Source organism: uncultured Microbulbifer sp. (genome assembly GCF_947498635.1).
Lineage (GTDB): Bacteria > Pseudomonadota > Gammaproteobacteria > Pseudomonadales > Cellvibrionaceae > Microbulbifer > Microbulbifer echini.
In genome coordinates this window covers 74,735-98,872 of record NZ_CANMKV010000017.1, presented here as the reverse complement: position 1 = coordinate 98,872, position 24,138 = coordinate 74,735, and the positions used below count along the sequence as shown (strand labels likewise).

Annotated in this window: 20 protein-coding genes and 2 pseudogenes; 9 read left to right on the top strand and 13 right to left on the bottom strand. The window is 46.1% G+C overall.

All coding sequences use genetic code 11. The features are described from left to right. Both Q1A69_RS10920 and Q1A69_RS10915 read right to left on the bottom strand, forming a co-directional pair. Nucleotides 1–837: a transposase gene (locus tag Q1A69_RS10920; RefSeq protein WP_299585114.1), complete on the bottom strand. Its 837-nt coding sequence runs from the start codon at nt 835–837 to the stop codon at nt 1–3. Between the two features lie 469 nt (nt 838–1,306). Beyond that, nucleotides 1,307–1,597, bottom strand: coding sequence for a transposase (locus tag Q1A69_RS10915; protein ID WP_299585112.1), 291 nt, complete (start codon nt 1,595–1,597; stop codon nt 1,307–1,309). Nucleotides 1,598–1,833: 236 nt separating this feature from the next. Between Q1A69_RS10915 and Q1A69_RS20380 the strand changes: the two genes are divergently transcribed. After that, on the top strand, nt 1,834–2,289 hold the full coding sequence (locus tag Q1A69_RS20380; RefSeq protein WP_366525573.1) for an ISAs1 family transposase: 456 nt from the start codon (nt 1,834–1,836) through the stop codon (nt 2,287–2,289). Here the strand turns inward: Q1A69_RS20380 and Q1A69_RS10910 are convergent. After that, nucleotides 2,273–2,542 (bottom strand): hypothetical protein, encoded by a 270-nt coding sequence (locus tag Q1A69_RS10910; protein WP_299585110.1) that lies wholly within the window; start codon nt 2,540–2,542, stop codon nt 2,273–2,275. The genes Q1A69_RS20380 and Q1A69_RS10910 overlap by 17 nt on opposite strands. Then, nucleotides 2,539–2,838, bottom strand: a complete 300-nt coding sequence (locus tag Q1A69_RS10905) for a transposase (protein ID WP_299585108.1) — start codon at nt 2,836–2,838, stop codon at nt 2,539–2,541. The genes Q1A69_RS10910 and Q1A69_RS10905 overlap by 4 nt, the downstream gene beginning before the upstream one ends. A 47-nt stretch (nt 2,839–2,885) precedes the next feature. Here Q1A69_RS10905 and Q1A69_RS10900 point away from each other — a divergent pair, with 47 nt between their 5' ends. The 3 genes and pseudogenes from Q1A69_RS10900 to Q1A69_RS20370 all read left to right on the top strand — a co-directional run. Then, on the top strand, nt 2,886–3,077 hold the full coding sequence (locus Q1A69_RS10900) for a hypothetical protein (RefSeq protein ID WP_299585107.1): 192 nt from the start codon (nt 2,886–2,888) through the stop codon (nt 3,075–3,077). Between the two features lie 394 nt (nt 3,078–3,471). After that, nucleotides 3,472–3,627 (top strand): DDE-type integrase/transposase/recombinase, encoded by a 156-nt coding sequence (locus Q1A69_RS20375; RefSeq protein ID WP_366525574.1) that lies wholly within the window; start codon nt 3,472–3,474, stop codon nt 3,625–3,627. 191 nt (nt 3,628–3,818) lie between these two features. Next, nucleotides 3,819–3,923: pseudogene (locus Q1A69_RS20370) on the top strand (IS3 family transposase); the annotation flags it as partial. Nucleotides 3,924–4,259: 336 nt separating this feature from the next. Here Q1A69_RS20370 and Q1A69_RS10895 read toward each other — a convergent pair. Beyond that, complete coding sequence (locus tag Q1A69_RS10895; RefSeq protein ID WP_299585105.1) at nt 4,260–7,394, bottom strand: cellulose binding domain-containing protein; 3,135 nt, start codon at nt 7,392–7,394, stop codon at nt 4,260–4,262. 671 nt (nt 7,395–8,065) lie between these two features. Here Q1A69_RS10895 and Q1A69_RS10890 point away from each other — a divergent pair. Beyond that, nucleotides 8,066–10,150 (top strand): neutral/alkaline non-lysosomal ceramidase N-terminal domain-containing protein, encoded by a 2,085-nt coding sequence (locus Q1A69_RS10890; RefSeq protein ID WP_299585103.1) that lies wholly within the window; start codon nt 8,066–8,068, stop codon nt 10,148–10,150. A gap of 441 nt (nt 10,151–10,591) precedes the next feature. On the opposite strand, the gene Q1A69_RS10885 is transcribed toward Q1A69_RS10890, so the two are convergent. Beyond that, on the bottom strand, nt 10,592–11,500 hold the full coding sequence (locus Q1A69_RS10885) for a haloalkane dehalogenase (RefSeq protein WP_299585101.1): 909 nt from the start codon (nt 11,498–11,500) through the stop codon (nt 10,592–10,594). Between the two features lie 481 nt (nt 11,501–11,981). On the opposite strand from Q1A69_RS10885, the pseudogene Q1A69_RS10880 reads away from it, so the two are divergent. Further along, nucleotides 11,982–12,203 (top strand): annotated as a pseudogene (locus tag Q1A69_RS10880) (DDE-type integrase/transposase/recombinase); the annotation flags it as partial. Nucleotides 12,204–12,512: 309 nt separating this feature from the next. Here the strand turns inward: Q1A69_RS10880 and Q1A69_RS10875 are convergent. Next, nucleotides 12,513–13,292 (bottom strand): hypothetical protein, encoded by a 780-nt coding sequence (locus tag Q1A69_RS10875; protein WP_299585099.1) that lies wholly within the window; start codon nt 13,290–13,292, stop codon nt 12,513–12,515. Between the two features lie 1,546 nt (nt 13,293–14,838). On the opposite strand from Q1A69_RS10875, the gene Q1A69_RS10870 reads away from it, so the two are divergent. Together Q1A69_RS10870 and Q1A69_RS10865 are read left to right on the top strand one after the other, a co-directional pair. After that, on the top strand, nt 14,839–15,324 hold the full coding sequence (locus tag Q1A69_RS10870) for a hotdog fold domain-containing protein (RefSeq protein ID WP_299585097.1): 486 nt from the start codon (nt 14,839–14,841) through the stop codon (nt 15,322–15,324). A gap of 233 nt (nt 15,325–15,557) precedes the next feature. Further along, the gene (locus Q1A69_RS10865; RefSeq protein WP_299585095.1) at nt 15,558–16,040 is read left to right on the top strand and encodes a hypothetical protein; all 483 of its coding nucleotides are present in this window, start codon (nt 15,558–15,560) and stop codon (nt 16,038–16,040) included. A 159-nt stretch (nt 16,041–16,199) separates the two neighbouring features. Here Q1A69_RS10865 and Q1A69_RS10860 read toward each other — a convergent pair whose 3' ends face one another. The 6 genes from Q1A69_RS10860 to Q1A69_RS10835 form a co-directional block, all read right to left on the bottom strand. Further along, complete coding sequence (locus Q1A69_RS10860) at nt 16,200–16,709, bottom strand: 6-carboxytetrahydropterin synthase (RefSeq protein WP_299585092.1); 510 nt, start codon at nt 16,707–16,709, stop codon at nt 16,200–16,202. A 711-nt stretch (nt 16,710–17,420) separates the two neighbouring features. After that, the gene (locus Q1A69_RS10855; RefSeq protein WP_299585090.1) at nt 17,421–18,008 is read right to left on the bottom strand and encodes a DUF99 family protein; all 588 of its coding nucleotides are present in this window, start codon (nt 18,006–18,008) and stop codon (nt 17,421–17,423) included. Nucleotides 18,009–18,011: 3 nt separating this feature from the next. Continuing rightward, nucleotides 18,012–18,569 carry a DUF1415 domain-containing protein gene (locus Q1A69_RS10850; RefSeq protein ID WP_299585088.1) on the bottom strand — a complete coding sequence of 186 codons (558 nt, stop codon included), beginning with the start codon at nt 18,567–18,569 and terminating at the stop codon, nt 18,012–18,014. An 8-nt stretch (nt 18,570–18,577) separates the two neighbouring features. Then, on the bottom strand, nt 18,578–19,111 hold the full coding sequence (locus tag Q1A69_RS10845; RefSeq protein ID WP_299585086.1) for a DUF2058 domain-containing protein: 534 nt from the start codon (nt 19,109–19,111) through the stop codon (nt 18,578–18,580). A gap of 147 nt (nt 19,112–19,258) precedes the next feature. Beyond that, a complete protein-coding gene (locus Q1A69_RS10840; RefSeq protein WP_299585084.1) occupies nt 19,259–20,353 on the bottom strand; it encodes a PaaI family thioesterase in 1,095 nt (364 codons plus the stop codon). Between the two features lie 120 nt (nt 20,354–20,473). Beyond that, nucleotides 20,474–21,889 (bottom strand): alpha/beta hydrolase, encoded by a 1,416-nt coding sequence (locus Q1A69_RS10835; RefSeq protein WP_299585082.1) that lies wholly within the window; start codon nt 21,887–21,889, stop codon nt 20,474–20,476. Nucleotides 21,890–22,987: 1,098 nt separating this feature from the next. On the opposite strand from Q1A69_RS10835, the gene Q1A69_RS10830 reads away from it, so the two are divergent. Then, nucleotides 22,988–23,569 carry an RNA polymerase sigma factor gene (locus Q1A69_RS10830; RefSeq protein ID WP_299585080.1) on the top strand — a complete coding sequence of 194 codons (582 nt, stop codon included), beginning with the start codon at nt 22,988–22,990 and terminating at the stop codon, nt 23,567–23,569. Nucleotides 23,570–24,138: the final 569 nt, after the last annotated feature.

The following is a 24,138-nucleotide window of genomic DNA, read 5'->3' as shown; positions in this document are numbered from 1 at the left end:
TTAGCAGGGTGTTGCAGAAAAGTAGCGTCGACAGTCGCTTATGCCATGTACCCAACGTTTATCGAGTTGCCTGCAAGCGTGTCGTACGGCCTCAGCAGATCCTACCAAACCTTTAAAGCGACTTTCAAAGTTGTGGTTGAGATAGAGCCAGTGTTTAGGTGAAATACCCAGCCGTTTAAGTATGGGAGGAGTATTTTCGGCAATGGCTCCGCGCTTTCTAGGGGCTAGATGTCGGCCACTCCAGTCCACTAACTCCAAATAGTGATCTAACTGAAAGGGTAAACCCTTTGGCATATTTAGACGTTCGCCACCCACAAACGGCAACAAACTTTTGGGCTGCTCGCCTGAGATTGCTGCGCGAATACGCTGCCGAATGGAGGTGTGATCAGAATCTTCTGGGGTTTTTGCCATATTGGCGCGGATGGGGTTGAGGTCGACATAGGCCATACAGGCGGCAAGGGCCTTTTCATCCAATAAAGCTTGGGATTTAAAGCGTCCTTCCCAGAAGCGACCTGTGCACTTGTCTTCAGCGTTAGCTTGGCGAGCGATAGACTCATTTAAACAGCGCATAAACCAGCTGATATCCGTTAAGCGTTCTCGCCATATCGAAGCGACACCTTCTAGTGCCTTAAACTCGCAGGGATCAAGAGTATCGCCGTTTAGATAGCGCTGGGCCAAATTAGAGGCTCTGAATATTTTTTGCCAGCGATCAATCACCTCGAAAAGAGACCACTTATCAGCAGATTTTTTGTCAATGTAGAGTACCACATGGTAGTGATTGCTCATTACTGCATAGGCGGCAAGATCCAGGGCAAAAACCTCAGACAAATCATGCATACGATTTTCAATCCACTCACGCCGATGCTCATAATCTTTCGCGGATACACTATCCCGACCACAAAGGAATGCTCGCCGTACACAGCGGGATACGCAGTGGTAATAAGGTGTTGCGTCAAGAGATATCTGGGTACTTCGCGGTAGAGTCATTGATTGTAGGCGCATTGATATGTATGAATATCCAGTGTTTTGTGGGTTTGCGCTCTTTTGTCAATGGTGTTGGCGGTTTATACTTTATGTTTGATGGCTGTCCAGTATGTTTCCAGTTTCATTAACCGGCGGCTTCCGAGGCTCTGTCGAGATTCAGAAAATAAGGCTTTCAAACGATGGCATAGTTTCCATGTCTGGCTATCTATTGAGCTATCACTGCGCTGACACCACTCGTAATAGCTACTCTTATTTACCCGCATCACTCGGCAGAACGTCCTAACTGGAAAGCTGCCTTGCTGTTCTTTGATAAAGTTGTACTTTACTTCATTTCTTTCGCAAAGAAGGCACTGGCCTTTTTTAGGATTTCTTTCTCCATCCGCAACTGCTTGTTTTCGTGTCGTAACCGATCCAATTCAGCGCGCTCGCCGGCATCAAGCCTTACACCGCTCTCTTCCTGCTTCAGCTCCTTTATCCAGCGTCGCAGGTTGTTGGCAGTGGTTCCTGCAGCCTCTGCAGCCTTGGAAATCGAATACCCTTGCTCAGAGACTAGGGCTACGGCGTCTTTTTTGAACTCCGGCTTGAATTTCCGGCGTGTAACTTTTGTTGTCATACTTCACCTCGCTTGGCAGTTTTACAATCTTAGCGAAGTGTCCGGAAGTATTAGACCACTACAATTATTGCGATTGATGCTATGGGTTGCCAGAAATCTATCATCCAGAAGATTATAGAGCGTGGCGGTGACTGCGTAATCGCTGTGAAGGTTAACCAGGAAAAACTATACCGACAAATTTGTGCACATTTTAATAATATATTCGATATGCAGCATCACAAGCATGTCAACACCGATTGTGTTGTAGAGGTGAACCGAGGGCGAAAGAATCCCGTAAATGCCTCTCTACTAGCAGTATTGGATGGCTAGAAGGTAAAGAGCAATGGCACGGCCTGAAAAGCGTTATCGCAGTCCAAGCGAAGCGTTCTGCAGCGGAGTGCTCCAGCTGCGAAACACGCCATTATATAAGTAGTTTAGAAGCACACTCAGCAGAACTGAATTATATTATTCGATCTCAATGGGGGGCTGAAAACTCGCTGCACTGGATTTTAGATGTGGTTTTTTGTGAGGATTATAGTCGCTTTAGATCGGGTAACGCACCTGAAAATATGGCGATTTTGAGGCACTCTGCACTAAATCAGTTGCAAGCGGCAAAGCCCGCTTTTAAAAAAGATATGAGCATTAAAAGGCTTCGGAAAAAGGCCGGATGGGATAGCGAGACTTTGGACAGGATAATTACAGCAACGATTTAGGATGATTTATATGGGACAGCCCTGCCTCACTGGCCAACTCCCTCGTCAGGCGGGGGGCGCCACTACGTTCATTACTGGCTATAAAGCGCTGCTGTACCAAACCATCAGGCTGCATTCGGTACTGCTGGCGCTTGGATTGATCGGCCGATCTTGACACCCAGTCGTAAAACCCACTGCGAGATACGCTCAACACCTTGGCCATCACTTTGATGCTGAACTCATGCCTGTGCTTTTGCATGAAGGCGTACCTCATTTCAGGCTCTTTGCAAAGTACGCTGCGGCCTTTTTTAAGATCGCCAGCTCCTCTGCCTGCTCAGCCAGCTGCCGCTTAAGGCGAGCATTCTCTGTGGCCAGCTCTCTCTCGGCATCCCCTCGGCTCTGATGTAACTTAGCCTTGCTTCGCCATCCGTAAATCTGGGAAGGATGTAACCCAAGCTGTTTAGCGGCAACGCTTACCCCAACTTTGACCGCCAGTGCTAGGGCATCTTTTCTATATTCCTCTGAGTATTGTTTACGAGTGGTTTTGGTTGATTTACTTGATCGTGTCATAGGGCACCTCTGCTGCGTAGTTTATCGCTTAAGAGAGTGTCCGTCTTTTGTGGGTAGGATCAGTAGGAACCACTGCCAATAAACTGCGACACTGGATAAAAGAGCTGAAACTGGAAGAGGGTGGAGTAAGGCTGGATATCAACGAGCGCGCTGAACTGGATCGATTGCGACGCAAAAACAAGCCGTTGCGTATGGAGAGGGAAATCCTAAAAAAGGCCAGCGCCTTCTTTGCGAAATAAATGAAATAAAGTACAGATTTATCAAGAAGCAGAAAGGCAGCTTTCCAGTTAGGGTGCTCTGCCGGGTAATGCAGGCAAATAAGAGTAGCTATTACGATTGGTGTTGCCGTAGGGATAGCTCAATAGATAGCCAAACGATGGCAACTAAGCCATCGTTTGAAGGCCTTATTGGAAGAGTTTCGGAATCTGTCGATTAATGAAATTATTACGCAAAGAAGGCCTTTAATTCGGGCGCTGTCGAGTCCGCAAGCTAATTAAAAATCTAGGCTTGGCAGTAAAGCGCAAGAAACGATTTAGACTAACAACAGACAGTAAACATCAACTAGCGGTCGCAGAGAACCTTTTGAATAGGGAATTTTCACCAGGTGCTAAAAATCTAGTTTAGACTACTGATATTACGTATATTTGGACTTTGCAGGGTTGGTTGTACTTGGCGGTAGTGGTTGATCTCTATTCGCGCCAGATTTTTGGTTGGCATCTAAATCGTCAGCTGAAAACAGCTTTAGTAAGTCGTACGTTGATGATGGCTGTTAATTTACGCACGCCCTAAAAGGTCCTCTGCATCACTTTGATCGAGGTAGTCAGTATGCCAGTCATACCTACCAAGCGTTATTACAGCAGCATGTAATGGTGTGCTCAATGAGCGGTAAGGAAAATTGTTGGGACAACGTACCGACTGAACGTTTCTTTAGCAGCTTGAAGCGGAAGTGGTTAACTTGAAATCTCTACTCGACAAGGAAGAATGAAATAACAGGTGTGAGAAAATATATCTCTTACTATAACTCACGCCGAATCCATACAACTCTGGGGAATATAGCTCCCATCGAGTTTGAAAAATGTGCTTAGAGAGATGTCCGGTTAAGGTTGACCACAACACTTTTATTCCTATGTCTTTCGGTCAATCAGCAACCGCACGATAGTTCTCAAGAATATTCTTTTGGGTGTGGTGAGTACGAATCAAGTTGCGATTTATCTGAGCTATACCCGATCAGTAGAGGATAAAGGTCCGGCCACAATTGATGTAGTGGACCTTTTTGATTTAACTGATGATCTTAGTGGTTTTTCGTCTGTGAACATTATCTATGATACTGCTCCAATTCATGGAGCCTTTATAGACGCAAAGGATTGTCCTCAGTAATTTGAGTTTGCTTCTAGGCTAGAATCACCATTTGAGTGTTGGTATTAATGTGCTGAAACTGCAGCAAGCGCCCGAAGTAATCCTGTATTAGGGGGGGAAGCGGGAACTGGGCAGTTAAAGCTTTCAGAATGTCCATAGTTGTAACCATAGAGCAGGTTACAGGCCATTATCCTATGTCCGAGTGTTGTCGGGTGCACAGCGTCACCAGTGGGTACAATATTGCCCTGATCGGTAAGAAAAATCCTCTCGCTGGCCCCTATTCTGGTAAGAGTATTTTTAATTTTTGCATTGTAATAGTCGGTACAGTGATTGGAGGGATCCTGGCCATCCAGGTTGGTCCTGCGAGGTATGGTGGAGATCATAAAGGCGATATTGCTATCAGGTATTCCCTGTGCATTGAGATGGTTGTATATCTTACCCACCAAGGTCGTGTTGTCCCGTATATCTTCGGTGGACACAATACTGGCGACTACTTCATCAAGCCGTTTGGCCGTTGCACTTTCGCCTTCTGGTATTGCGTTACACTGGGTCGCGACGTTCATATTGAGGAAGGTGATATCGTTCGTCCCCAATTGAATGGGCACAATAATGGCATCAGAAGCTGACAGGTTTTGGTTTAATTGGCAGGCTTGGTTACCTAGCCATCCGGAACTATTGCCATTCTCGCGGCACAATTCGGTAACAACTGAATTAAAGTTGGCAATGGACTCTGTGCAGTTGGTAAAACTGTAACCCGTTGGCACCCGGTGCCTGGTAGGGTTGAGGAAGCACTGCATATCACTTGTCGTGGCCCCTGGGATACCGGAATGCCAGTAATTTTCGGTCTTTTTTTCTACACCATTGGGTTCGGTAGGTCCACTGATCGTACCAATGCTTTCTATGGGCTGGCCGTTATAGCTAATGGTCATCACCCGATTGGTATCGCTACTGCTCAATGGGAAACTAGACTGCCCATCTGCAGCCTTGCGAATTTGTTGCCAGATTTGAGAGCGGAAGCCCATAGAGTTATAGGGCAGGGTTGTCATACCGTAGGTGATGGAGTCGCCGATAAACCAAAGCTTGATTTTATCAGCCCCGCCTTGGGTTGGATTACCTGGATTGTTGGGCTGGGTTCCGGCTGTTGGCGGAGTATTCGTGTCGGGTGTACTGGTTTGGGGTGTGCCACTGGTCTGGCAAGCGGTGTTAATGTCAGGTTTAGCATTGACTCCGCGGTATTCTCCGTTGAATCCAAAAGCTCGTGCCTCTCCCGGTGGGATAGTGTCCTGGGCGCTGGCGGTTACAGAGCCTGCATGATCGATGACCTCCGCATTCCAAGAATGCGTTACTTTTTGATCACCGGGCCACTGCCATTGAACCTGCCAAGCCTCTAAGGGCTGGTCACCAGTATTGCGAATCACAACGTTAGCCATAAATCCACTGCCCCAGTCATTTTGAATGGTGTACTCAGCCGTACATTTTTCTGTGGCTTGAGGTTGAGGGATCGGTGTTACCGGCGTGGGCTTTGAATCAGCAATCGGATCCGTTGTGGGAGGTACCGGTGTAGGCACGGTAGGGTTTGTCGGCGGGTTAGTGTCGGGAGTGCTGCCTGTTGAAGATTCAAACCATTTCAGGGCATAAGCGCGAAATTCCGATTCGGAGGGTAGGGTACCCTGTTTGGCTTGATAGTCGCTGAGATAACTCTTGGCATCTTTGAAGAAGTTTTCGTGGGTGTGATAAATCTCTTTTTTATTTCCCTCGTTGTCGATCAGCCAATAACCGACAAATTCGTTAATCCAGCTATCGTACTCATTGCCATACATTTGCCAGTAAAGAATAAAGGGTGCTCCCCACTCTAGTGCGGTTTTAATGACATTGCGTGAAAGCATGTCCTGGGCTTCACCCGAGCGGGTCCCCCAGTCTTTAAACCAGGATTCGCCGTAGCCGTATTCGCCAATAAATACGCGCTTTTCAAAGGGGAGCCCAGGTTTAGGCGGAAGCTTTTCGTCAATAAAATCTAATGCTTTGGTTAACTCTGTGTGTAGGGTGGCAAAATCTGAATGTTTTTCCTGGGTGGTCAAGTCGTAGGCGGAATAGGAAACCAGGTCGACATTAGTATGCGGGAGTACAGCATTGGTGATGCGCTCTTTACCCTGCATCGCCGACTCTACCCGGTTCACTTCGACATAGTGATACAAGTGGATATTGGCGTGGGGGATATTGGCTTTTGCATCATCGATGGCCTTTTGGCGAATATTGAGCCAGTCGATTAGTCCCTGGATACGCAAGGGATCGAGTTTTTCCTGATTATCATCCCGTGTCCCATCGGCTTTTTGCACAAGGTTCCAGTCTCCCTCCCAGTGGCCGATCATAAAAGTTTTACCGGAGCCGTTATATTGGGTTAACAGATATTCTGCCATCGCATAAATCTTATCGTACTGCCATACAATTTCCTCTTGTGACATTCCTTTATTGTCCATCCAGGAACCAGAGTCCTCAACCCAGAACATATAGTGAGAAAAATCCATCTCCAAGACTTCACGGTAAGCTGGGACTTCTTCCAGCATCCGCTTGAATTGGTAGTCCAGTCCTGCGCCCTTCAATTCATCATATAACCCCGTGGAAAGGGCGATCTTAAGGAGGTTTGAGCCCATCGAGCGTATCGCTTTGGCAGACTCCACCAGAGAGCCTTCGCCAGTAAAGTGGTATTTGGGACTAATAGTCTGGGTGCCCAGAATGTAGTTGTAGCTGTCCAGTGCTGATAAGGGGCTATTGGCTTTTGGTGGCTCGCTAGGTGTTGGCGAGGGCGATTGTGGGATATTGCAGCTTGCATTGAGTTCGCTTGGAACCTGCATGCCGCCGGAATAGGTAATGTTGAATCCGAAGGCGCGGGCCTCACCGGCCGGAATATTGGCAAAGTCACCGTTGCCTTCTGCGCTTGCGGCGTTGCCGCTTTGGGTGACTTTAGCGTTCCAGGTATGGCCAATCTCCTGGTCCCCAGGCCACTGCCAGTTAACGGTCCAGCCATTAATGGGCTCTTTGCCGGTGTTACGCACCACCACTGAGGCCATATAACCCTTATCCCATACGCTCTGAACAACCATGCTGACATCACAGTTTGTGGCTGCCATCGCCAGGGGTGCTGAGCCAAGTAAAAGCAAGCTGAGGGAGTAAATACCCGCTCTGATGAATCGTTTGCTCATCTAAAAACCACTATTTATTCATTTTGTACAGTGTTCTAAGGCCCCGCTGCGCCAGGAAAGTTTCTCTCAAGAGGATGTGCCAGTTTTTGACCAGAGAGTCGAATATTCCCGTTGAGTGGGCTTGGGGAGGGTCACGGGATAGTGAGTAAGGAATGAATATTTAGTCATGTTTTTCGATGGCCTGCTTGCGCGCTTTCGCGGACTGGCTGTGAACCAGGCCAAGTTTTCTTGGGGTTCGAGTCATCTTATAAAACCCGATTAAAGAGAAGAGTCATTGCATGAAATTCACCAAATAAAAATAATTTTCATTTTGAGGGGCCTGCATAGGATTGTTTTAACGCTGCCATTTACTGGCTGTTGCAAACTTTGGCGGGCACAGGGCTTTTTGAAACATACCCGCTGAAAATAATCAGGTATGCTGGCACTTTCGTGCCAGCATAAATAATTAACGTTTGATGTGTTCAAGGGTAATAACCCTGCCTTCCATTCTCCACAGGTTGCTGGGAGTGATTGGGGGGAGATAAAAGTGGTGTTGTTGGGGTGTTTCACTTCGCGGCTATCTGTTGGCCAAGCCAGCTTTCCCCGCGCAGTACGAAGGTGACTTTTGAGGATATGACTGGCTTTCCAGTATTTACTGTCATGGGCACTTTACTTAAAAAAATGGAGAAAAAATGAAGATAATAATAATCCGATGTTATACCGCATTTTTTATACTGCTTGGATATGCGCCTTTCGCCTTGAGTGCAGACTGGTTATTGGGGGCGGGCAAGTTTGATATTACTGGCCCGGCCGCGGATGTGGGTATGGTTGGATACGGTGAGACCAGCCAGACCACTAAAGGAATTCATAGTCGCTTATGGTCCCGTGCCTTTGTCACTGCCAACACAGCGGACAGTCAGCGTTTGGTATTTGTTTCCGCCGATTTACAGGGCATTCCTCAGGGGGTTAAGCAGGGGGTGATGGCCAAGCTTAAAAGTAAGTATGGCGACAGTCGCTATACCGATAGCAATGTCATGCTGACAGCTACGCACACTCATGTTGGGCCCGGTGGCTACGACCATTATGTCATGCTTAATATGAGTGCACTTGGTTATGCGGAAGATAACTATAATGCGATCATTGATGGGATTTATCAGTCAATAGTCTTGGCGAATAACGGCCTAGTCGAAGGCGATATTTTTCTGGAGCAGGGTACACTGCTTGATACCAGTATTAACCGCAATCCGGAGCCCTATGTACAAAACCCGGATGCCGGTGATTACCAATACGATACCAATAAGACGATGACTCAGCTCAAGCTGGTCAGTTCAAATAATGATGTGTTGGGTATTATTAATTGGTTTGCGGTACACAATGTCTCACTCGGCACAAGTCAGCGTCAGCTGAGTAGCGATCATAAAGGCGCTGCCAGCTATCTATTTGAGCAGTGGGCAGCGAGCCAAGTAGATACAGCGGGGAATTTTGTTGCCGCTTTTGCCAATAGCAATTTGGGTGATGCTTCCCCCAATATTTGTGGCCCAGGAGATGGCTGTGGTTCTTCCGAATATGGCAGCCTTACCTTGGCGGCGGAAAAGCAAGTCGGCAAGGCAAAGTCTCTCTACGGGGCTTCTGGCACAAAGTTGTCAGCCGATCTCGATTACCGGCATCAATATATTTATTTTCCCGGCTATAGCGTAGCGGGGGAATATACCGGTGTAGGCCAGCAGAATATTTGTGAAGGTGCGGTCGGTTGGTCGTTTACCGCCGGTTCTTCTTGGGATGGCCCTTCTGGGATAGAGGGTATTTTTGAGGGTATGTCTGTTGAAAATGAGGGTACAGACTGGGATCGAAGTGAAAGCCTGTTTGAATCAGTGATTGGTGGCTTTCCACTTTTCGGGCTTATGAATGCATTCTCTGCGGCCGCGGTCTATGAGGATACACAGGATGACCCCTGCCAATATCCCAAACCTACTTTTGTTGAGCGTAAAGTTCTGGGGCAGGAATTGTATACGCCCTACCTACCATTCCAGTTGTTTCGCATCGGGTCCTTTGCTTTGGTTGCCGCGCCTAGTGAAATGACCACCATGGCTGGACGCCGACTGGAAGCACAGGTGCGGTCGGTAATGCAAGACCACGGTATTTCCACGGTGGTCATTGCTGGCTTGGCGAATGCCTATACCGGCTATGTGACCACCCACGAAGAATTTGATAGACAGCATTATGAGGGCGGGCACACAATCTATGGCCCGAACACACTAGCGGCTTACCAGCAAATTTATACTGAAATGGCTCATGCCATGAACAATGACCTGGTTGTGGATGCTGGTCCCACACCGGCGGATTTATCCGATGATCAGGTTATTCCTGTGATTGGGGTCGTCTACGATGACAAGCGGCTGTGGGAGTCTTTCGGCCAGGTTTGGAATGATGTGGGCAACAGTTATTCTGTCGGGGATACGGTGTCTGCAAGCTTCCGTTCCGGTCATCCACGCAATGATTTTAGAACTGGGGACACCTTTATCGAAGTACAGCGTAAGGTGAATGGTAACTGGGAAACTTATCTCACGGATAATGACCTGGATACCCGCTTTATCTGGACGCGGGATACGTCAGTGGATTGCCTGGCTTGCTCGTTTGCTGAGGGACGGTGGGTGATCGGTGAGGATACTCCCGCGGGCACCTACCGTATTAAACACAAAGGAAACTGGAAAAGTGGCTGGACTGGTAAAATTTCCAGCTACAGTGGAAAATCCACTAGTTTTACGGTCAAAAATTAAGCTTGGCTAGGGGGAGGAATTCCGCCTCACGCCGTTCCATTATGACAAGGGTAAGCTATATTTCTTTCTTTCGCAGTGAAATATAAGGACGTTCTAGATTCGTATTGAGCGTACGATAAGGTAAAAGATCGGGATATATCTTTTTTATTATAGGTTTGTTTAATTTATGTGAACAACCATCAGGCCACTTTAGTGGCCTGATGGTTGCGAAATTTTTCATTCAGAGGGTAACTGAAAATACCCACTTTTCTGTTTAAGAGCTAAGTAACCTCTGAATAATTCAGCAATATTAGCGCGATCGCTAAGGTGCCAGATCTTAGGCTCAGCAAGCTGTTAGTAATTTTCGTCCTTTGCAAGATTATCCCCAAAGCCTTTTTCAGTGACAAAATATATAAGTAAGAGGTTGGGAGTCCCTGCTCATAATCCTGTTCTGCCGGGTGGTTATCTTTGTAGTTGAAAGTGGGCTAAGGCCTTTTCAGCAATCTCTCTACCATATTCCTGTACAAAATGACCGGCCTCTTCAATTTTAAGGGGCTCTGGGCAATTTTTGATGATCTTCCTCATAGCTTCCATCACTTTTTCGCCGAGTACAGCATCTCTCATTCCAATTGCCATAAAACTATCGCCATCCCAGGTCTTGGACCAAAAGTCCCTAGCCCTTAACCCCAGTTCAGCACCTTCCATACCTGGATCAACCGGCACTATGGAGGGAAAGCGACGAACACCGGCTTTATAGCGGTTATCGGGATAAGGGGCATCATAAGCCACTATATCGAAGAGGTTGACTTCAGACCTGGCATCGTTGGCAATCAACCCGCCTACTGGAATTTCTGGCACTCCGACAGAGAAGTTACGCCAGTGATAGAAACCCTCAGAAGCACCATCTCCCGCGGCAATAGCGGTATTCATTACCAGCAGCCGTGTGAACCTTTTAGGCATATCCATCGGAAGCGTGAGGCCCAGTAGCCCCCCCCAATCCTGGCAAACCAAAGTGATATTTTTAAGGTCTAGGGATTCGATAAAACGCATTAGGCTGTTGCGGTGAAAATCAAAGGTGTAGACGTTGTCATCCACTGGCTTGTCCGAACGGCCAAAGCCAAAGAGATCCGGTGCAATAACTCTGTGACCGGCTTCAGTAAAAACGGGAATCATTTTTCGGTATAAATAGCTCCAGCTTGGCTCTCCGTGTAGACACAGGAAGGTTGTTTCTGCATCAGGAACTCCCTCATCAATGTAAGCCATGCGCATTGAATCGAAGCCATCCAGACTATTGATATAATTGGGCTGATAGGTAAAGCCTGGCAATACAGAAAAGCGCTCCTCAGGATTCCTTAATCGCTCAATAGACATAGTAACCCTCTCTTGTTTTAAAAGTAGGCAAATGGCCTTGCCTGGTTTTTTATGAATATAGGTGCTTCACATCTGAAATCGAAACTATAGGCCAAAATATAGTCTGTATTCAGTAATGAAGTGTATCAATTGATCATATGGGAAAGAACGGCCAGTTGGAGGTAGCATTTACTGCTTCCTTTCTGAGAGGAGATTAAGTGACGGCAGGAAGCTACAGGCAATTGATGGATAAGCAAAAGTGCCAGATTTTAACTCTAAAGAAAATTGTCGGACTTATATAACTTGGGAGCTATGATAAAACAGTTCAGGGTTCAATCACTAACGATGGGCCACTGGAGCAGCTGATCCTACCTACCAACGACGGACACTCTCTTAAGGGATGAACACCGCTAAAGAGGTACCCAATGGCAAGCCGAAGTAAATCAACCAAAACCATTCGTAAACACTACTCAGAGGAATTGATCCTACCCACTAACGACGGACAGAAGAAGGCTGGTTATACCTGACTGTAATGATAGACCTCTATAGTCGACTGGTTATGTGTTGGGCGATGTCGGAAACGATGACGGATACATTAGTCTGTGACGTCCTTCAGATGGCTCTATGATGACATAAGAAACCTACGAATGTTATCGTACATACTGACAGGAGAATTCAGTATTGCTCTAGAGATTATCAGTCTTTAATTACAGCGTATGATTTTTGATGTGGCATGAGTGTTAAGGGTAATTTAAACATAAGATATCGGGTTAATCTCCTGATCGCTGGTGCCTGCCAGATGCTTAATAATGCGAAAAAAGTGGTCTTTTTTCATGCTTCAAGTGATTGTATTGGCTATGTTTGCTGATTAATTTTAGCTTCCCAGTTTTTATTTCTATGATATTGCAATAAAACTAATCTATTTATTTAATGGGAATAGCGCGTTGGATTAATGCTAGCTGTCTTTTATGTAAGTCGGGTTAGATCTCATAAAAATCAGAGGGCTTTTTCTAAGCCCATATCCGAAAATAGATTATGGGTTATATTTTAGTGTGTTGGCTTGTTGTGCAAGAAATTCAGCTGTTTCTTTAGGTATATTTCCAATAGGTGGGGCATTTAACTGTGGTGATTTGAGCAGGTGGGAAACAAAGATTGCTGCAGATAGATATACACCATTCTGATTAGGGTGGCTTCCGTCAGGATCGTACAGATCAATAGCTTTATCTGTGGAGGTGATTTCCTCCCAAGCAAGACCAACTGGTATGATTTCTGAAGAAGTGGACAGAGCTATATTTTGATAGCCCTCTAGCAGGCGAGCTTGCATTTTGCTACGAGTGTCATCCGGAATATTTTGAATGTCACCATATTTTCGCCCCCAGGTGAGAAAAAGGAGGGGAATAGCTCCTGTCTCTCTGATTTCATTGACAAGTTTTATGGCATAGGGATAAATATCTTCACGCCTTTGCTCTTCTGAGAAGGACGGTAGCTGGCTTTGCTCCTGAAGTACTACATAATCCCATGTTCTCTCATGAATAGCTTTTAGACTCTCTTCAGACTTTGAGTGCTTGTGTAAGGTCCAGCCTCCTGGAGTTATGGATCGATAGGTGATTTTCAAGTTATTATTTTCAGCAATTGATTGAATCACCTCTGGCAGCGGTCTTGTGTAGCTATTGCCAATGAAAAGTATAGAAAGATCCTTTTTGGATCCCTGGTCGATCTGTTTTTTTGATGCTGCTAAAAAATAGCCCCCGACGATGGACAGAATTATAAATAAAAATATTTGAGCTTTCATATGGTTTTTGAGTTTTCTCATTATTTGGATTCGGCTCTGAAGAATATTATTTGTCGAGGGGGGAGGGGAATCGTTTTCAGATAAATTTGATTTTTTTCTAAAATAAAAATATGAAGTGATTATCAAAAGAACTGATTTGTAGTGGTCTAAACCCTCTGGAGACCTCGCCAAGTTGATAAACCTACCAGCCCAGACGAAGTATGACAACATAAAATAAATGTCGGCACTTCTATCTCGAGTTCAATATAGATGCCGTGTCGCTAGTTGTGTGCGAGATGTTTACGATATCTCAGGCTGTCGAGGCCGCTGGCGCCAAAGTAAATAATCTGCGTGGCTGGAAGAAAGAGCAGAGGCTGGGAAGGTAGAATTTGATTCAATTTTGATAAATACGCTGAGCTGGCTTGGCTTATAAGAACAGTCAAATAGCTGAGGATAGAGAGGGAAGACCTAATAAAAACCAGTATTTTCTTGTGCAAGATAAATGAAATAAAGTTTTCTTCATTCAGAAAAACTGCTTTCCTCTCAATGCTCCCTTCAGAATGATACAAGAAATTAAGAGTAACTACTATGGTTTGCGTCACGGTAGAGATAAGTCTTTGGATAGCCAAACATGGGAGTTGTGCCTGCTCGGCGGCCTTATTTCCAGAGCCTGGCAAAGCTTTAGAAACCGTCGGCTAATCAAGTTGCTAAACAAAGAAGGATTTAAAATTGGATGCTATCGAGTCTGTAAGCAAGCGAAAAATCTGGGTTTGATAGTAAGGAACAATGCGTGTTTCACACTGATGATCGGCAGTTAATGCCAGTTACCAGTCATGGAAAATTCCTTAAACCGGAAGTTTTTTATAACAACTGATAACCAAGTTTGGGAAACTGATATTACGTATATTTGGAGCTTGTAGGGTAGTTTATATCAATGGTGATAATCAACCTCTATTCGCATCAGTTTGCTGGCCGGTACTCAGATCGCTAGATGGAATCCGTATTGCTGAGTCGTACATTGATGATAGTCATAGTTCCACGTACACAACAAAGAGGCATAATTTATCACTCAGACCGAGGCAGTAAGTATGGAAGCCATAACTACTAAGGCTAATGAAGTAGAATACTGGGTGGCGTGCTCAATGAGTTGAAAAGGGAATTTTGGGGAGAAAGCACCGATTGAGTGTTTGTTTATTAGTCAAAATGGGAACGGTTAACCGAAAATTAATATCTGAGAAAAGAAGGTTCATAAATAGATATGAGAACCACTACCACTACCGCTTACGACACCACAGGTCGAATCTATAAGATGATGGTGATGAAACCCCCATCGAATTTGAGAAATGCGCTTAACTATGGCGTCTAGTTAGTTTGAGGACAACATCTTAGATGTGCTTTGTTCGGTCAGGTCCTGGACTTGAAAGTGCCCTAAGTGCTCATCAGTTACCCCTTGTTACTCGTAGTCACTCGGGTCAATTGACCTGATAGGTCTGATTATCTGGCTGGAGTGTTGGATGTTGTATAGTGCGCCCACAGCTGTCGTCCTGATCGGACGCTTATCAGATCATTATTAAGGTAGTAAGACGAGATGGAATATCAACCCTCGAAAAGTCCAGTATTACAACTTTGGAAGAAATTCGGAGGCTCGGCATTGGGGCGCTGGTCGGTTTCTAAGGTTGTCGCTTTCAAGGCGCCCTATTTCAGGTCTATCAAACCCTGCTTTGCCGAAGTGTCCCCTGGGCGTGTGGAAGTATTGTTGAAAAAGCGCTGGAGCGTAACGAATCATATCGGCACCGTACATGCGATTGCAATGTGTAATGCCGCTGAACTTGCCGGCGGAGTTTGTCTGGATGTCTCCCTGGATCGCCGCTTTCGCTGGATTCCAGTGGGTATGGAGGTTAAGTATCTGAAGATGGCAAAAACCAATCTGCGCGCGGTATGTGAGTATCCTGATTTTGTATCCATTGAAGGGGGGGATGTGGTGATGCCGGTGGGTGCCTTCGATACCAATGGGGAAGAGGTATTTCATGCGGATATTACTATGCGAGTATCCCAGCGCCCCGCGGCTCAGTAACCGCTGTTTGTCTGGTGAGCTTGCGATTGTCAAAAAATGCTGAATCAGAGAGTTACTTTAGCCCTCGTCGGTATTATGTCCACCGTTCAATGATATCTGGACCAAGCCATTATTGGGGTGGGTGGGCATAATTTATACAGCTTTTGAAGCCATATTAATGGATGTGCAGTGATCGCCAAAGTCGTAAAATAGTCAAACGCAGAGAAGTGATCGATCAACAGCCTGGAGGCGTTATGGATTTAGTTTGGACCTTGAATCAATCGTCAACCCCGTTTGGTTCTACTACAGGAGAAGGCCGTGAGCATGAGATACACTATGCGGAGAGCACGGCACTGACGAATGATGCGATCTATCAGGACCTTGCCGCGAGCCTGAATCTGGCCATCTCGTTGCTAGATAAAAATGTCAATGACAGCTCCCGCTATTTCTTAATTCATTGGGAATCTCAAGAGGCGACCCTAACCTTATCGGTCACAGATGATTGTAAGAAGAAGGATTCCAGGGCAGTTACTTGCTGTCACTTTGCGGAATTGGAGAAGAGGATGCTAGACACGCAATATTCCTCTGAAGAAGAAAAGCAACACTTTCTGGCCGAGTTTTCTGAAAATCTCAGATTCTGGTGTAAGGAGTTTCTATCTACAGACCAAGGATTTAGTCACTTTTCTTTAGTTGCACTTTTCACGGATACAACCAGGGATAGTGCGGTTATTTTATAGTAGCCGATTTCATTGTATTCTAAATAGAGGTGGGTATTTTTTACTACATGGAGGTAAAAATAGCCCCCACTCTCAAACTAAGTTTCTTTATAGGCGTAAGCCGTGTTGCTTGCACCAAGTGAGGCTTGGCTCTGGGAGTGTCACAAGTATTGTCTTTTCCTATATATTCGGTTGATATTCAGTATACCAATTATTAGTCTCCCAAACCTTTATCTTTTCAAATTTAACTTCAAAGGTCGGATTGATATTGGTCATTTTATTATTAATGCTCTCGTACCAAGCTTTGGCAAGGTTTTCTGAGCTAGGTTTGAAAGGAGTGATGCACAACTTACCGATTTTTGAATTTTTTATAAGAAATTGTTTTCTTTTCTGTTCTTCACCAATTACTTCGGTGTAATCAGTGGGATTGATGATTTGTTTTAGGAAGGGGTCCTGATAGTCAATGATCGTGGCATGATCACAAAAATCCAGAATCTCAGCCTTGAATATGCCTTTTAAGAAAGACATATCCAGTGGCGGGTCCTGATATTTTACTTTACATGTGCATTCCACTCGATATCTATATCCAACAAAGCCTTCTTCGAGTCGGTTCTCTTCTATATAGGTATAGTTTACTTTCTTGGTGATATTGAGATCGACGCAGTATGTGATGTTGAAATATTGAACCATATCAATAATCTCTTTATGAGTAGGCTTTCTGCTGGTTAGAGATTAGTACATTAGGGACACTATCAGTTATTGATACAGGTTAAACTTTAGGAATTTGGCGTATTAATAGCTTCGGAAGGCAGTACATGTCAGGATGTCTTTTCATATAGTGAGTAATTATTCTGTAGATGAAAAACAGTGATTAGTGGATCTGCCACCGCAAGAATAATAGGTCCTTTGGAGGTGCGTGAGCTTAACTTGCCTGCTGAGCCCACTCAATATCATCGTGTGAGCGGGGATGGATATAGCAGTCAATATACCAATCATAGGGATGATCGCTAAGAAGAAAATCAAAATTAAAGCAAGTGCTGATATACCTAGCCTGTCGCTATACTTTTGCGCCCAGTTACTATTAGAAGTGCAGAGAAAGACAATGGCCTCGAGAAAAGAAACTAAACCAGGGACTCCAGCCCAGCAGAAAAGTAGCAAAAAATCCCTCACCACGGTCCCAAGTAAAATCCATGTATACTGAATATTCCCAGGAATATGGCTAAGTTGTAATTTTCTTAATGAGGGCCATATTTACAAGGGACCTGATTGAATCCGGTAAGATTTAAGATGCGAGGCAATACTGATCTCTGTGGAAGTTTTCTGCAAGAGGCGGTAGCTTCAGATTGATTCCATGCTATGTCAGTCGTTAGGTAAGGCTTGAGCTGCCCGTCCAGCTTTAGCTTAAGCGCGACGTCCACTTTGCCCAGTGATCACTGCCGAGCCAATCAGATGGGCTAAGCGTAGGGCTTCCGGAACATTGCCGTTATCGGTAGCTTGCACCAATACCCCTGCGGCAATCTTTGGAGGGCAGCCGTGTACCTGGAAGTGAAAATCATTGTGGGTGTAAATCTTACCAGCTCTGTAAAGGGTTTCCCTGCGCATTTGGTAATCGGGGAGGTGCCGTAGGGCTTTGTCTATAGCGATCATATTCGGTGGCTTGCGCATTACAGCAATACAAGGACGCTGTAAGGCTTCAGCCAGTTTAGGTAGGTCAATAATATTGAAGCCTCCTACGGCGACACCATCCGTGAGCACCACATTTATTTGGTGGTAAAATTTGCTACCTTGAACTAATTGCGCAATAACCCCCGTGGCTTCCATACCATCTTTTCGAATTTCACCCCACAGCATTCCTTCGAAACGGGTATCCGTGCAGACAATGCCGCTGATTTTTACTGGCGAGCCTCGCTCTTTTTGAAAGGGGGCATCGTCAAATCCAATAATACGGAGCTTTTTTTTCAGGCGTAGCAGCTCTTCGAGAGATTTCATCAATTATTTTTTTAGCTGCTGGAAAAGGTAAGGAAAGAGTTGCAGTTTTTCCTCCTGGCTTAGGGACTCAACCCGGCGGATATTATTTTCTGGAATAGTTTCTGGATCAGGGTAGAGGCCAATCATATTTTCCAGGTTTTCCTCCCGCAGAAGGTGCAGGATTGGGTAGGGCGCACGATTGGTCAGGTTTTCTGCATCCTCCGGCGTTGTTCCTGCGAACTGATAGTGTGGATGGAAGCTGGCTAGCTGGTAGGTGCCGATGTAACTGTTGCGTTCCATAATCCATTCAGCTTGGTCCAGAAACTGGTTGTAGTCAGAAAAGTCGTGCAAATGTTTGGGGATAATCAGTAGGGTAGTCAGTAGCTCGTTTTCCGGGGTGGTATCGAGTAACTGAAATTCAGCGAGGAGATCCTCGAGCAGGGTCTTATCCTCATTTGCGGTACTAACCCTGTAGCGGATCTGGCCTGCGCGCAGGGGTTTGCGCGCAAAAGGGCAGAGGTTTAAACCCACCACTACATCGGTGAGCCACTGTTCCACTGCCTGTGTAACTTCTTGTTCCATGAATCGGTTTACCACATCAGATCATCGGGAATCTGGAAGTCTGCGTAGGGATCGTCTTCATCCACTGCGACGGAAATCTCTGCGGGTTTTACGATGATATCGGCATTGCGCTCAGCAATTTTGTCGGCGATCACCCGTGGTACCAGCTCAAAGCGCTCACCCTGGGCGACAATGACCAGGCGACCGGCTATCAAGTGATCACGCAGTTTTTCGCTTACATAGAGGGTTTTGATCTTTTTATCGAAGGTAAAGTTGTAAGCGGTATCACCGGAGTAGGGCTGTCGGTTATTGCTCACCAGCTGTTTGATCTGTGCGGCGATGGCCTTTTGCTGAGCTGCCGCTTCGCGCTCTGCATTCAGGGCGCGGTCCCGAGCTGTTTTCTCAGCGCGGGCCTGTTGGGCGGCCAGCTTGGTTTCATCAACTTGTGGTTGTGCCGATTTCTTTGCAACTTTTTTCTGCTTACGTTTTTCCTTATCGATTTCTTTAGCTTTCTTTTTGTCGACGAGTCCCGCTTGCAGCAGTTGGTCTTGCAGTGAGGCCATGGTGTATTTCCTGCAACAGTAAGTTGGATTAAGTGCCGCCAGTCTATTTAGTGGCCGCATGGTCAAATAGTAATCAGGGAGATGCCCCAATAGTTAATAAAGGGCATTTTACCTGAAGATAACCCCAGAGCTGTCACAGAATTTGATTTAGGGCGTCCAGGGCCTGCCGGAGGTGGCTGTGGCAATAATCTCATCGGGCTCTTTGCCATCGCTCAGCATCTGTGCGCCACCGGGAATGACCAGTGCCGAACCCGTAGCAATCGCTACACGCTTACCGCTGGGCGTATCAATATTGCACGAAGATACGCGAAGCTGGCGGCCGCGGTGGAGTACTTGGGCCTCGAGGATGAGCTCCCCGCTATTGAGCTTGGCTGGCCTGGCAAAGCGAATATGCATATCGAGGGTGGCGAAAATTGATCCCGCCGGCAGGGTGGAGTAAACCGCGCCGCCCATGGTGAAGTCTGCTGCCCAGGCCAATAGCCCTCCGTAAATGGACAGGGTGCCGTTGGAGAACCATGGGGAGGAAGGCATCGTCGAGATACAGCGGCCATTTTCTATCTCGATCGCACGGTAACCGGTGAGCATCCAGACGGGGTGAATACGGCCTTCCCCGATTGTGGTGCGCTGAAGCTCTATGGGTACTTGTTCTGGTAGATGCTGCATGTCGCAAAAGTAGGGTTTTGGTGGTGGTCGCAGGTAGGGGTCTGGAGGGTCCGTAGGTCCTAGATCTGGTAAAGGTAACTCCTGGTCAGGGTTGACTGGAAAGTCAGAAATTAGGCAGCGTGTGCTGCCATAGGCCAAGGTTCTGCCATCCTGGTCATTGATTTGAATACTGGAGAGCCCAACCTGACTGCCTGAGTGCACGGTGGTAGCCCTGCCAACGATATTTTGTGTGCTGCTAGTAATGGGCCGAATAAAGCACATATTCAATTCTGAAGTACTGAGTACCTTACCGGCGGGAAGGGTAGTCCAAATTGCGGAGGCGAGGGGCGCGTCGGCAAACATCGCGTAGATACCACCCCAGTAAATCCCAGTGCCATCTGCTAACCAGGGTGTAATGGGCATAGAGTAAGTGGCTTTACCCAGCCCTGCTTCCGTTGGCTGCATACCTGTGAGCCGCCAAAAGGGCGGGCCCGGCAAGCTTCCGCGAATGTATCGCTTGAAGGTCTGTAGACCAGGCTGTTGTAGTGCTCGCAGGTCACAAATGGCACCGCGATGAACTTCATCGGTGATATTGGTCATCCCCCGCCTCCAAACTCATGTATAGCAAGACTAATGTGTGGAAGAGGCGTAGACGAGAAATTGTGTGGTTGGCTTAGTGGCAAGTGGTTCAGGCTTGCCACTGTGTGGGGGGGGAGGGCACTATTCTGGTGAAAAATCTGGCAGAGTCAAAGTGAGGGTGGTTTTTTCTAGCGGGCGCTCCTCGATAAACTGATTAATGGTGTTCTGTATCTCGGGAGAGGCCATAAATAAATTGTGGCCAGCATTATTGACGGTTACCAGGGTGGCATTTTTCAGCCCTGAGATCACCTCGCGCTGGCTCTCTATGTAAGTTCTACCGTCTAGAGTGCCGCTCAATAGTAAAACGGGGGTATCACTACGGGGGTTGCTGCGAAAGGTATCACCCAGATCCAGCTCCTCGGCTAAGCCATCGTAATGGTAGGAAAAGTTGAGGTAGTTACCCAGCAAGGCATTTTCAGCCTGGGCCTTCACCTTTAACTTACGTTGCTTGCTTATACCTGAGGCAATATCCATTGCAGTGGGCATGGCGCTTAGGGTGATCGGGGACCCTGGATTTAAGAATCCAGCGGGAAAGTAGCGTCTGGGCGCTTGCTCAAAAGCGGGCGTCTGCCCCAAATCAATCGCGCGGTAGAAGTGCAATAAATGGGCTGCACTCTTTGGGTCAGCGATAAAAGCGGAAGCGATTTGCTGCATGTCCCTGCGTTGCAATAGGTAATCCAGATTGCCCCCCTCTCGCTGAGGAATCTGAATTTTAATTGGATTTTGTTCCAGCTTGTTATGCACTCTTTTTATCAGTGCCTTGATATCCGGGTAGGCAGCTTTGGCGGCAGGCTGTTGATCTACGGCTAGTTGCAGGCGTTCCAAGTAAGACTCAGTACGAGCTGGTAACTTAATGGTTTGGTCAAGGCCTTCTGCGCTGGATAGAATAATCCGGTCGATAGCGCCTTCCATTTGTCTCAGAGCGGCCAATGCCAGGTGGCTCCCATAGGAAGTGCCCCAGAGTACTATTTTTTCTGAATCGAGGTGTTGTCGCAGGGCCTCTAAGTCCCAGGCATTTTCCCGAGTGTTATAGCCTGCGAGATCCACGCCTTCCTCTTTCCAAAAAGAAAGACATTCCTGCAGGGCCTTGCGATGTTTTTCGATGTACTGCGTATCAGAGATTTTTTCCAGTGGTGGAATAATCTGGTGGGATTCACAGTTAGGTAGATCGTTGGAGCGACCGGTGCCTCGCTGGTCAAGGGCTATCACATCGCCGTACTCTCGCAGAGCCATAAACATCTCGAAGCGATAGTTAATCGCCATAATACCGGACCCACCGGGTCCGCCAGCTAGATAGACGATAGGTGGACCGGGTTTTTTACCGGTTGCAGGAAAGCGTACATAGTGAATTGTAAGGTGACGACTTTCCTGGAGACTGCGGTTTTCGGGCACTTGAAAAGAGCCCTTGTAGCCCTTCGCGGTCTGATTACTCCAGGTTATAAAGGTGAAAGGTTCCTCATTATGTGCCGGTTGTGCCTGAGATACTCCTGTGCTCATGAAGAGGTTGCAAAGTAAAAAGCCAGAAATCAGGTGATGTCTACGGAATAAATGCATAGATAGCTGCCCTTCCTTTGAGCGATTTTTTTGTATTTTAATTGAGGGTAATATCTGAAGAGTCCGTTGACAATATGGCGGGAAATTTATTTAGTGGAATCGGTATAGCCGAACACTTGAGGTGCTTAAATAAAGATAACAACAAAGATACCCCTATCGCATTAGGCCCAGAGAAAGCAGACCCTAGGGGGGGCTATAACCGGTAAAGTTTCGGTCAGAGTAATACCATTGCTTGTGTTAGCAAGTAATAAAAGGAAGTTCGGCTCTTTGGTGTTGGGGATGGTGCCACCACTTGACTGTTCTAAATTCATCATAAGAGGGGTGAGGAGACTTCCTGCTTGTGAATGGCGCTAATTTCTTCAGGAACATCGCTCTGTGAAAGCCAAGCGCTAGAAGTTACTTGAAAATGTCAGCGTTTGTTCCCTAACATTTTTATATGATGTTATTGAAAGTCAAGTTATCACAAAAAATCAAAATAATAGTAAGTATATAGAAATTATTTTTTGCGTGTCTTCAGGTTTCAGCAGCAGATCGTCATCTGTACCAATTTCTGGCTGGAGAATCAAGATTAATGGAAGAAAATGAAGCTAGTGTCCCTAGGTCAGCAGTTTAAGAGTTGCCTATCTCATTTATCGGGTAGTTGTAGTGATTGTTTTATTTGAATGGTCAGTAAAGGAGAAAAATATTTGCTTACTGGTGATTTCGGGGCTTTATATTAAAGTGACGTTCTGGGTCTGAATCTTCTTGCCTACTACTAGCGATACTTTTGTGAGTTCTGATCCCTGCTGCAAGAAAGGCGTACTATTCTGCTTGAATAAGCAATCTAAGCGTTTATCAATTTCCGTGGTGCGGTTATTCTGATTTTATTGATCTTTCCCAGGGTTGGTATTTTTGTAGCGTTGGTAGTTGAAGAAAATCCAGTTTAATTATGACCGAGCGGTTTTTGTCCTTTGCTTGTTATTTTCCACAAGTATTACTGATAAGAATAATAAATACTTTTATCTCTTGCCCTTGATTTAGTTATCTGTCCGGATTTTCGGCTTGTCTTGGCTTGTTAAGTTGAGCCAAGAGGGGGTCGAACAACTGCCGAACTATGTGTGTTTCACTATGGATAAATTATGCCAAAGGAATATCTCTCTCTGGGTGGATGAGTATCTCCCTGGGTTGAGACGATACTTTGCCTGCCGGGCTCATCCTGCTGATGTCGATGACCTGGTACAAGAGGTTTTTGCTCACCTATATTGGCACCTGGGACGCTCTGGAGTCGAAGTTAAAAATCCAAGGAATTACATCTACACGGTTGCTAAAAATCTACTGGTCAGCCATAGCCGTTACCAGAAAGCGCGATGTAGAGCCTATCACGATTCACTTTCGAGTGATTTTGATATTCCCGATATGATTACGCCTGAGCGCACAGTGATAGGTATTCAGGATTGCCGGTGTGTATTTAAAGCGATTTTGGGGTTGCCTCCACGTGCACGAACAGCGTTCAAATTTCATCGCTTTGAAGGTATGACCTATCAGGACATTGCTGAGCGTATGGAAATTTCCAAAGAGTCTGTAAAGGAGCTCATTCAGCGGGCGTTGATAAAAGTTAGGCGGGCACTGGAAGAAGCGTCATAGGCTTTCAAACAGTAAAAATTTCGCGGGAAAAAATAATCGATCTGTCTGGATAGAGTTTCTCTAGGTATATTTGCCCTGAAACAGTGCGCACTGGAAGGGTGGGGTAGTGCTCATGCTTTTTATTGCCGGTGTAAAAGTTATACCTTTTGATGGCTAACTCTATTGTGGAGCTGTGTTGTTCTTCTTGTGGGGTGTTGGTTTTTCTTTTCAAATTGAAAATATTGTGTTGTGTGCTTGAACTACACTGCCTAAGAGTTTTTGTATTCTCTTGCGATCATTTATTTATGACTGCTACAGGATCCCGGAAGGAGGGCTTTCCTAGTTTTGGTTTGCTTTAGAGAAGGAAGGGGTGAGGACTCTAATCTTAAGTGTAAGTTTTGGTCACTGTGTTTGGTTATTTTTAACCGTTCGAGTATAAGAATATTTTTGGTTTTGATGTTTAAGGAGGGGTCTATGTAAATAAAGATTTCTTTGCAAAGTTGAGGGGGATCCCCCCGATTATGCTGTTAATGCGTCTTTAACTTGGTTAGGCCTGAGATAAGGTGGTGTTTGGCTGACTTAAAAATAAT

Bases quoted from the DNA above. Each gene is read 5' to 3' on its own strand.
- Q1A69_RS10920 (WP_299585114.1), bottom strand. From the start codon at position 837: ATGCATGATTTGTCTGAGGTTTTTGCCCTGGATCTTGCCGCCTATGCA.
- Q1A69_RS10915 (WP_299585112.1), bottom strand. From the start codon at position 1,597: ATGACAACAAAAGTTACACGCCGGAAATTCAAGCCGGAGTTCAAAAAA.
- Q1A69_RS10910 (WP_299585110.1), bottom strand. From the start codon at position 2,542: ATGAGGTACGCCTTCATGCAAAAGCACAGGCATGAGTTCAGCATCAAA.
- Q1A69_RS10905 (WP_299585108.1), bottom strand. From the start codon at position 2,838: ATGACACGATCAAGTAAATCAACCAAAACCACTCGTAAACAATACTCA.
- Q1A69_RS10895 (WP_299585105.1), bottom strand. From the start codon at position 7,394: ATGAGCAAACGATTCATCAGAGCGGGTATTTACTCCCTCAGCTTGCTT.
- Q1A69_RS10890 (WP_299585103.1), top strand. From the start codon at position 8,066: ATGAAGATAATAATAATCCGATGTTATACCGCATTTTTTATACTGCTT.
- Q1A69_RS10885 (WP_299585101.1), bottom strand. From the start codon at position 11,500: ATGTCTATTGAGCGATTAAGGAATCCTGAGGAGCGCTTTTCTGTATTG.
- Q1A69_RS10875 (WP_299585099.1), bottom strand. From the start codon at position 13,292: ATGAGAAAACTCAAAAACCATATGAAAGCTCAAATATTTTTATTTATA.
- Q1A69_RS10870 (WP_299585097.1), top strand. From the start codon at position 14,839: ATGGAATATCAACCCTCGAAAAGTCCAGTATTACAACTTTGGAAGAAA.
- Q1A69_RS10865 (WP_299585095.1), top strand. From the start codon at position 15,558: ATGGATTTAGTTTGGACCTTGAATCAATCGTCAACCCCGTTTGGTTCT.
- Q1A69_RS10860 (WP_299585092.1), bottom strand. From the start codon at position 16,709: ATGGTTCAATATTTCAACATCACATACTGCGTCGATCTCAATATCACC.
- Q1A69_RS10855 (WP_299585090.1), bottom strand. From the start codon at position 18,008: ATGAAATCTCTCGAAGAGCTGCTACGCCTGAAAAAAAAGCTCCGTATT.
- Q1A69_RS10850 (WP_299585088.1), bottom strand. From the start codon at position 18,569: ATGGAACAAGAAGTTACACAGGCAGTGGAACAGTGGCTCACCGATGTA.
- Q1A69_RS10845 (WP_299585086.1), bottom strand. From the start codon at position 19,111: ATGGCCTCACTGCAAGACCAACTGCTGCAAGCGGGACTCGTCGACAAA.
- Q1A69_RS10840 (WP_299585084.1), bottom strand. From the start codon at position 20,353: ATGACCAATATCACCGATGAAGTTCATCGCGGTGCCATTTGTGACCTG.
- Q1A69_RS10835 (WP_299585082.1), bottom strand. From the start codon at position 21,889: ATGAGCACAGGAGTATCTCAGGCACAACCGGCACATAATGAGGAACCT.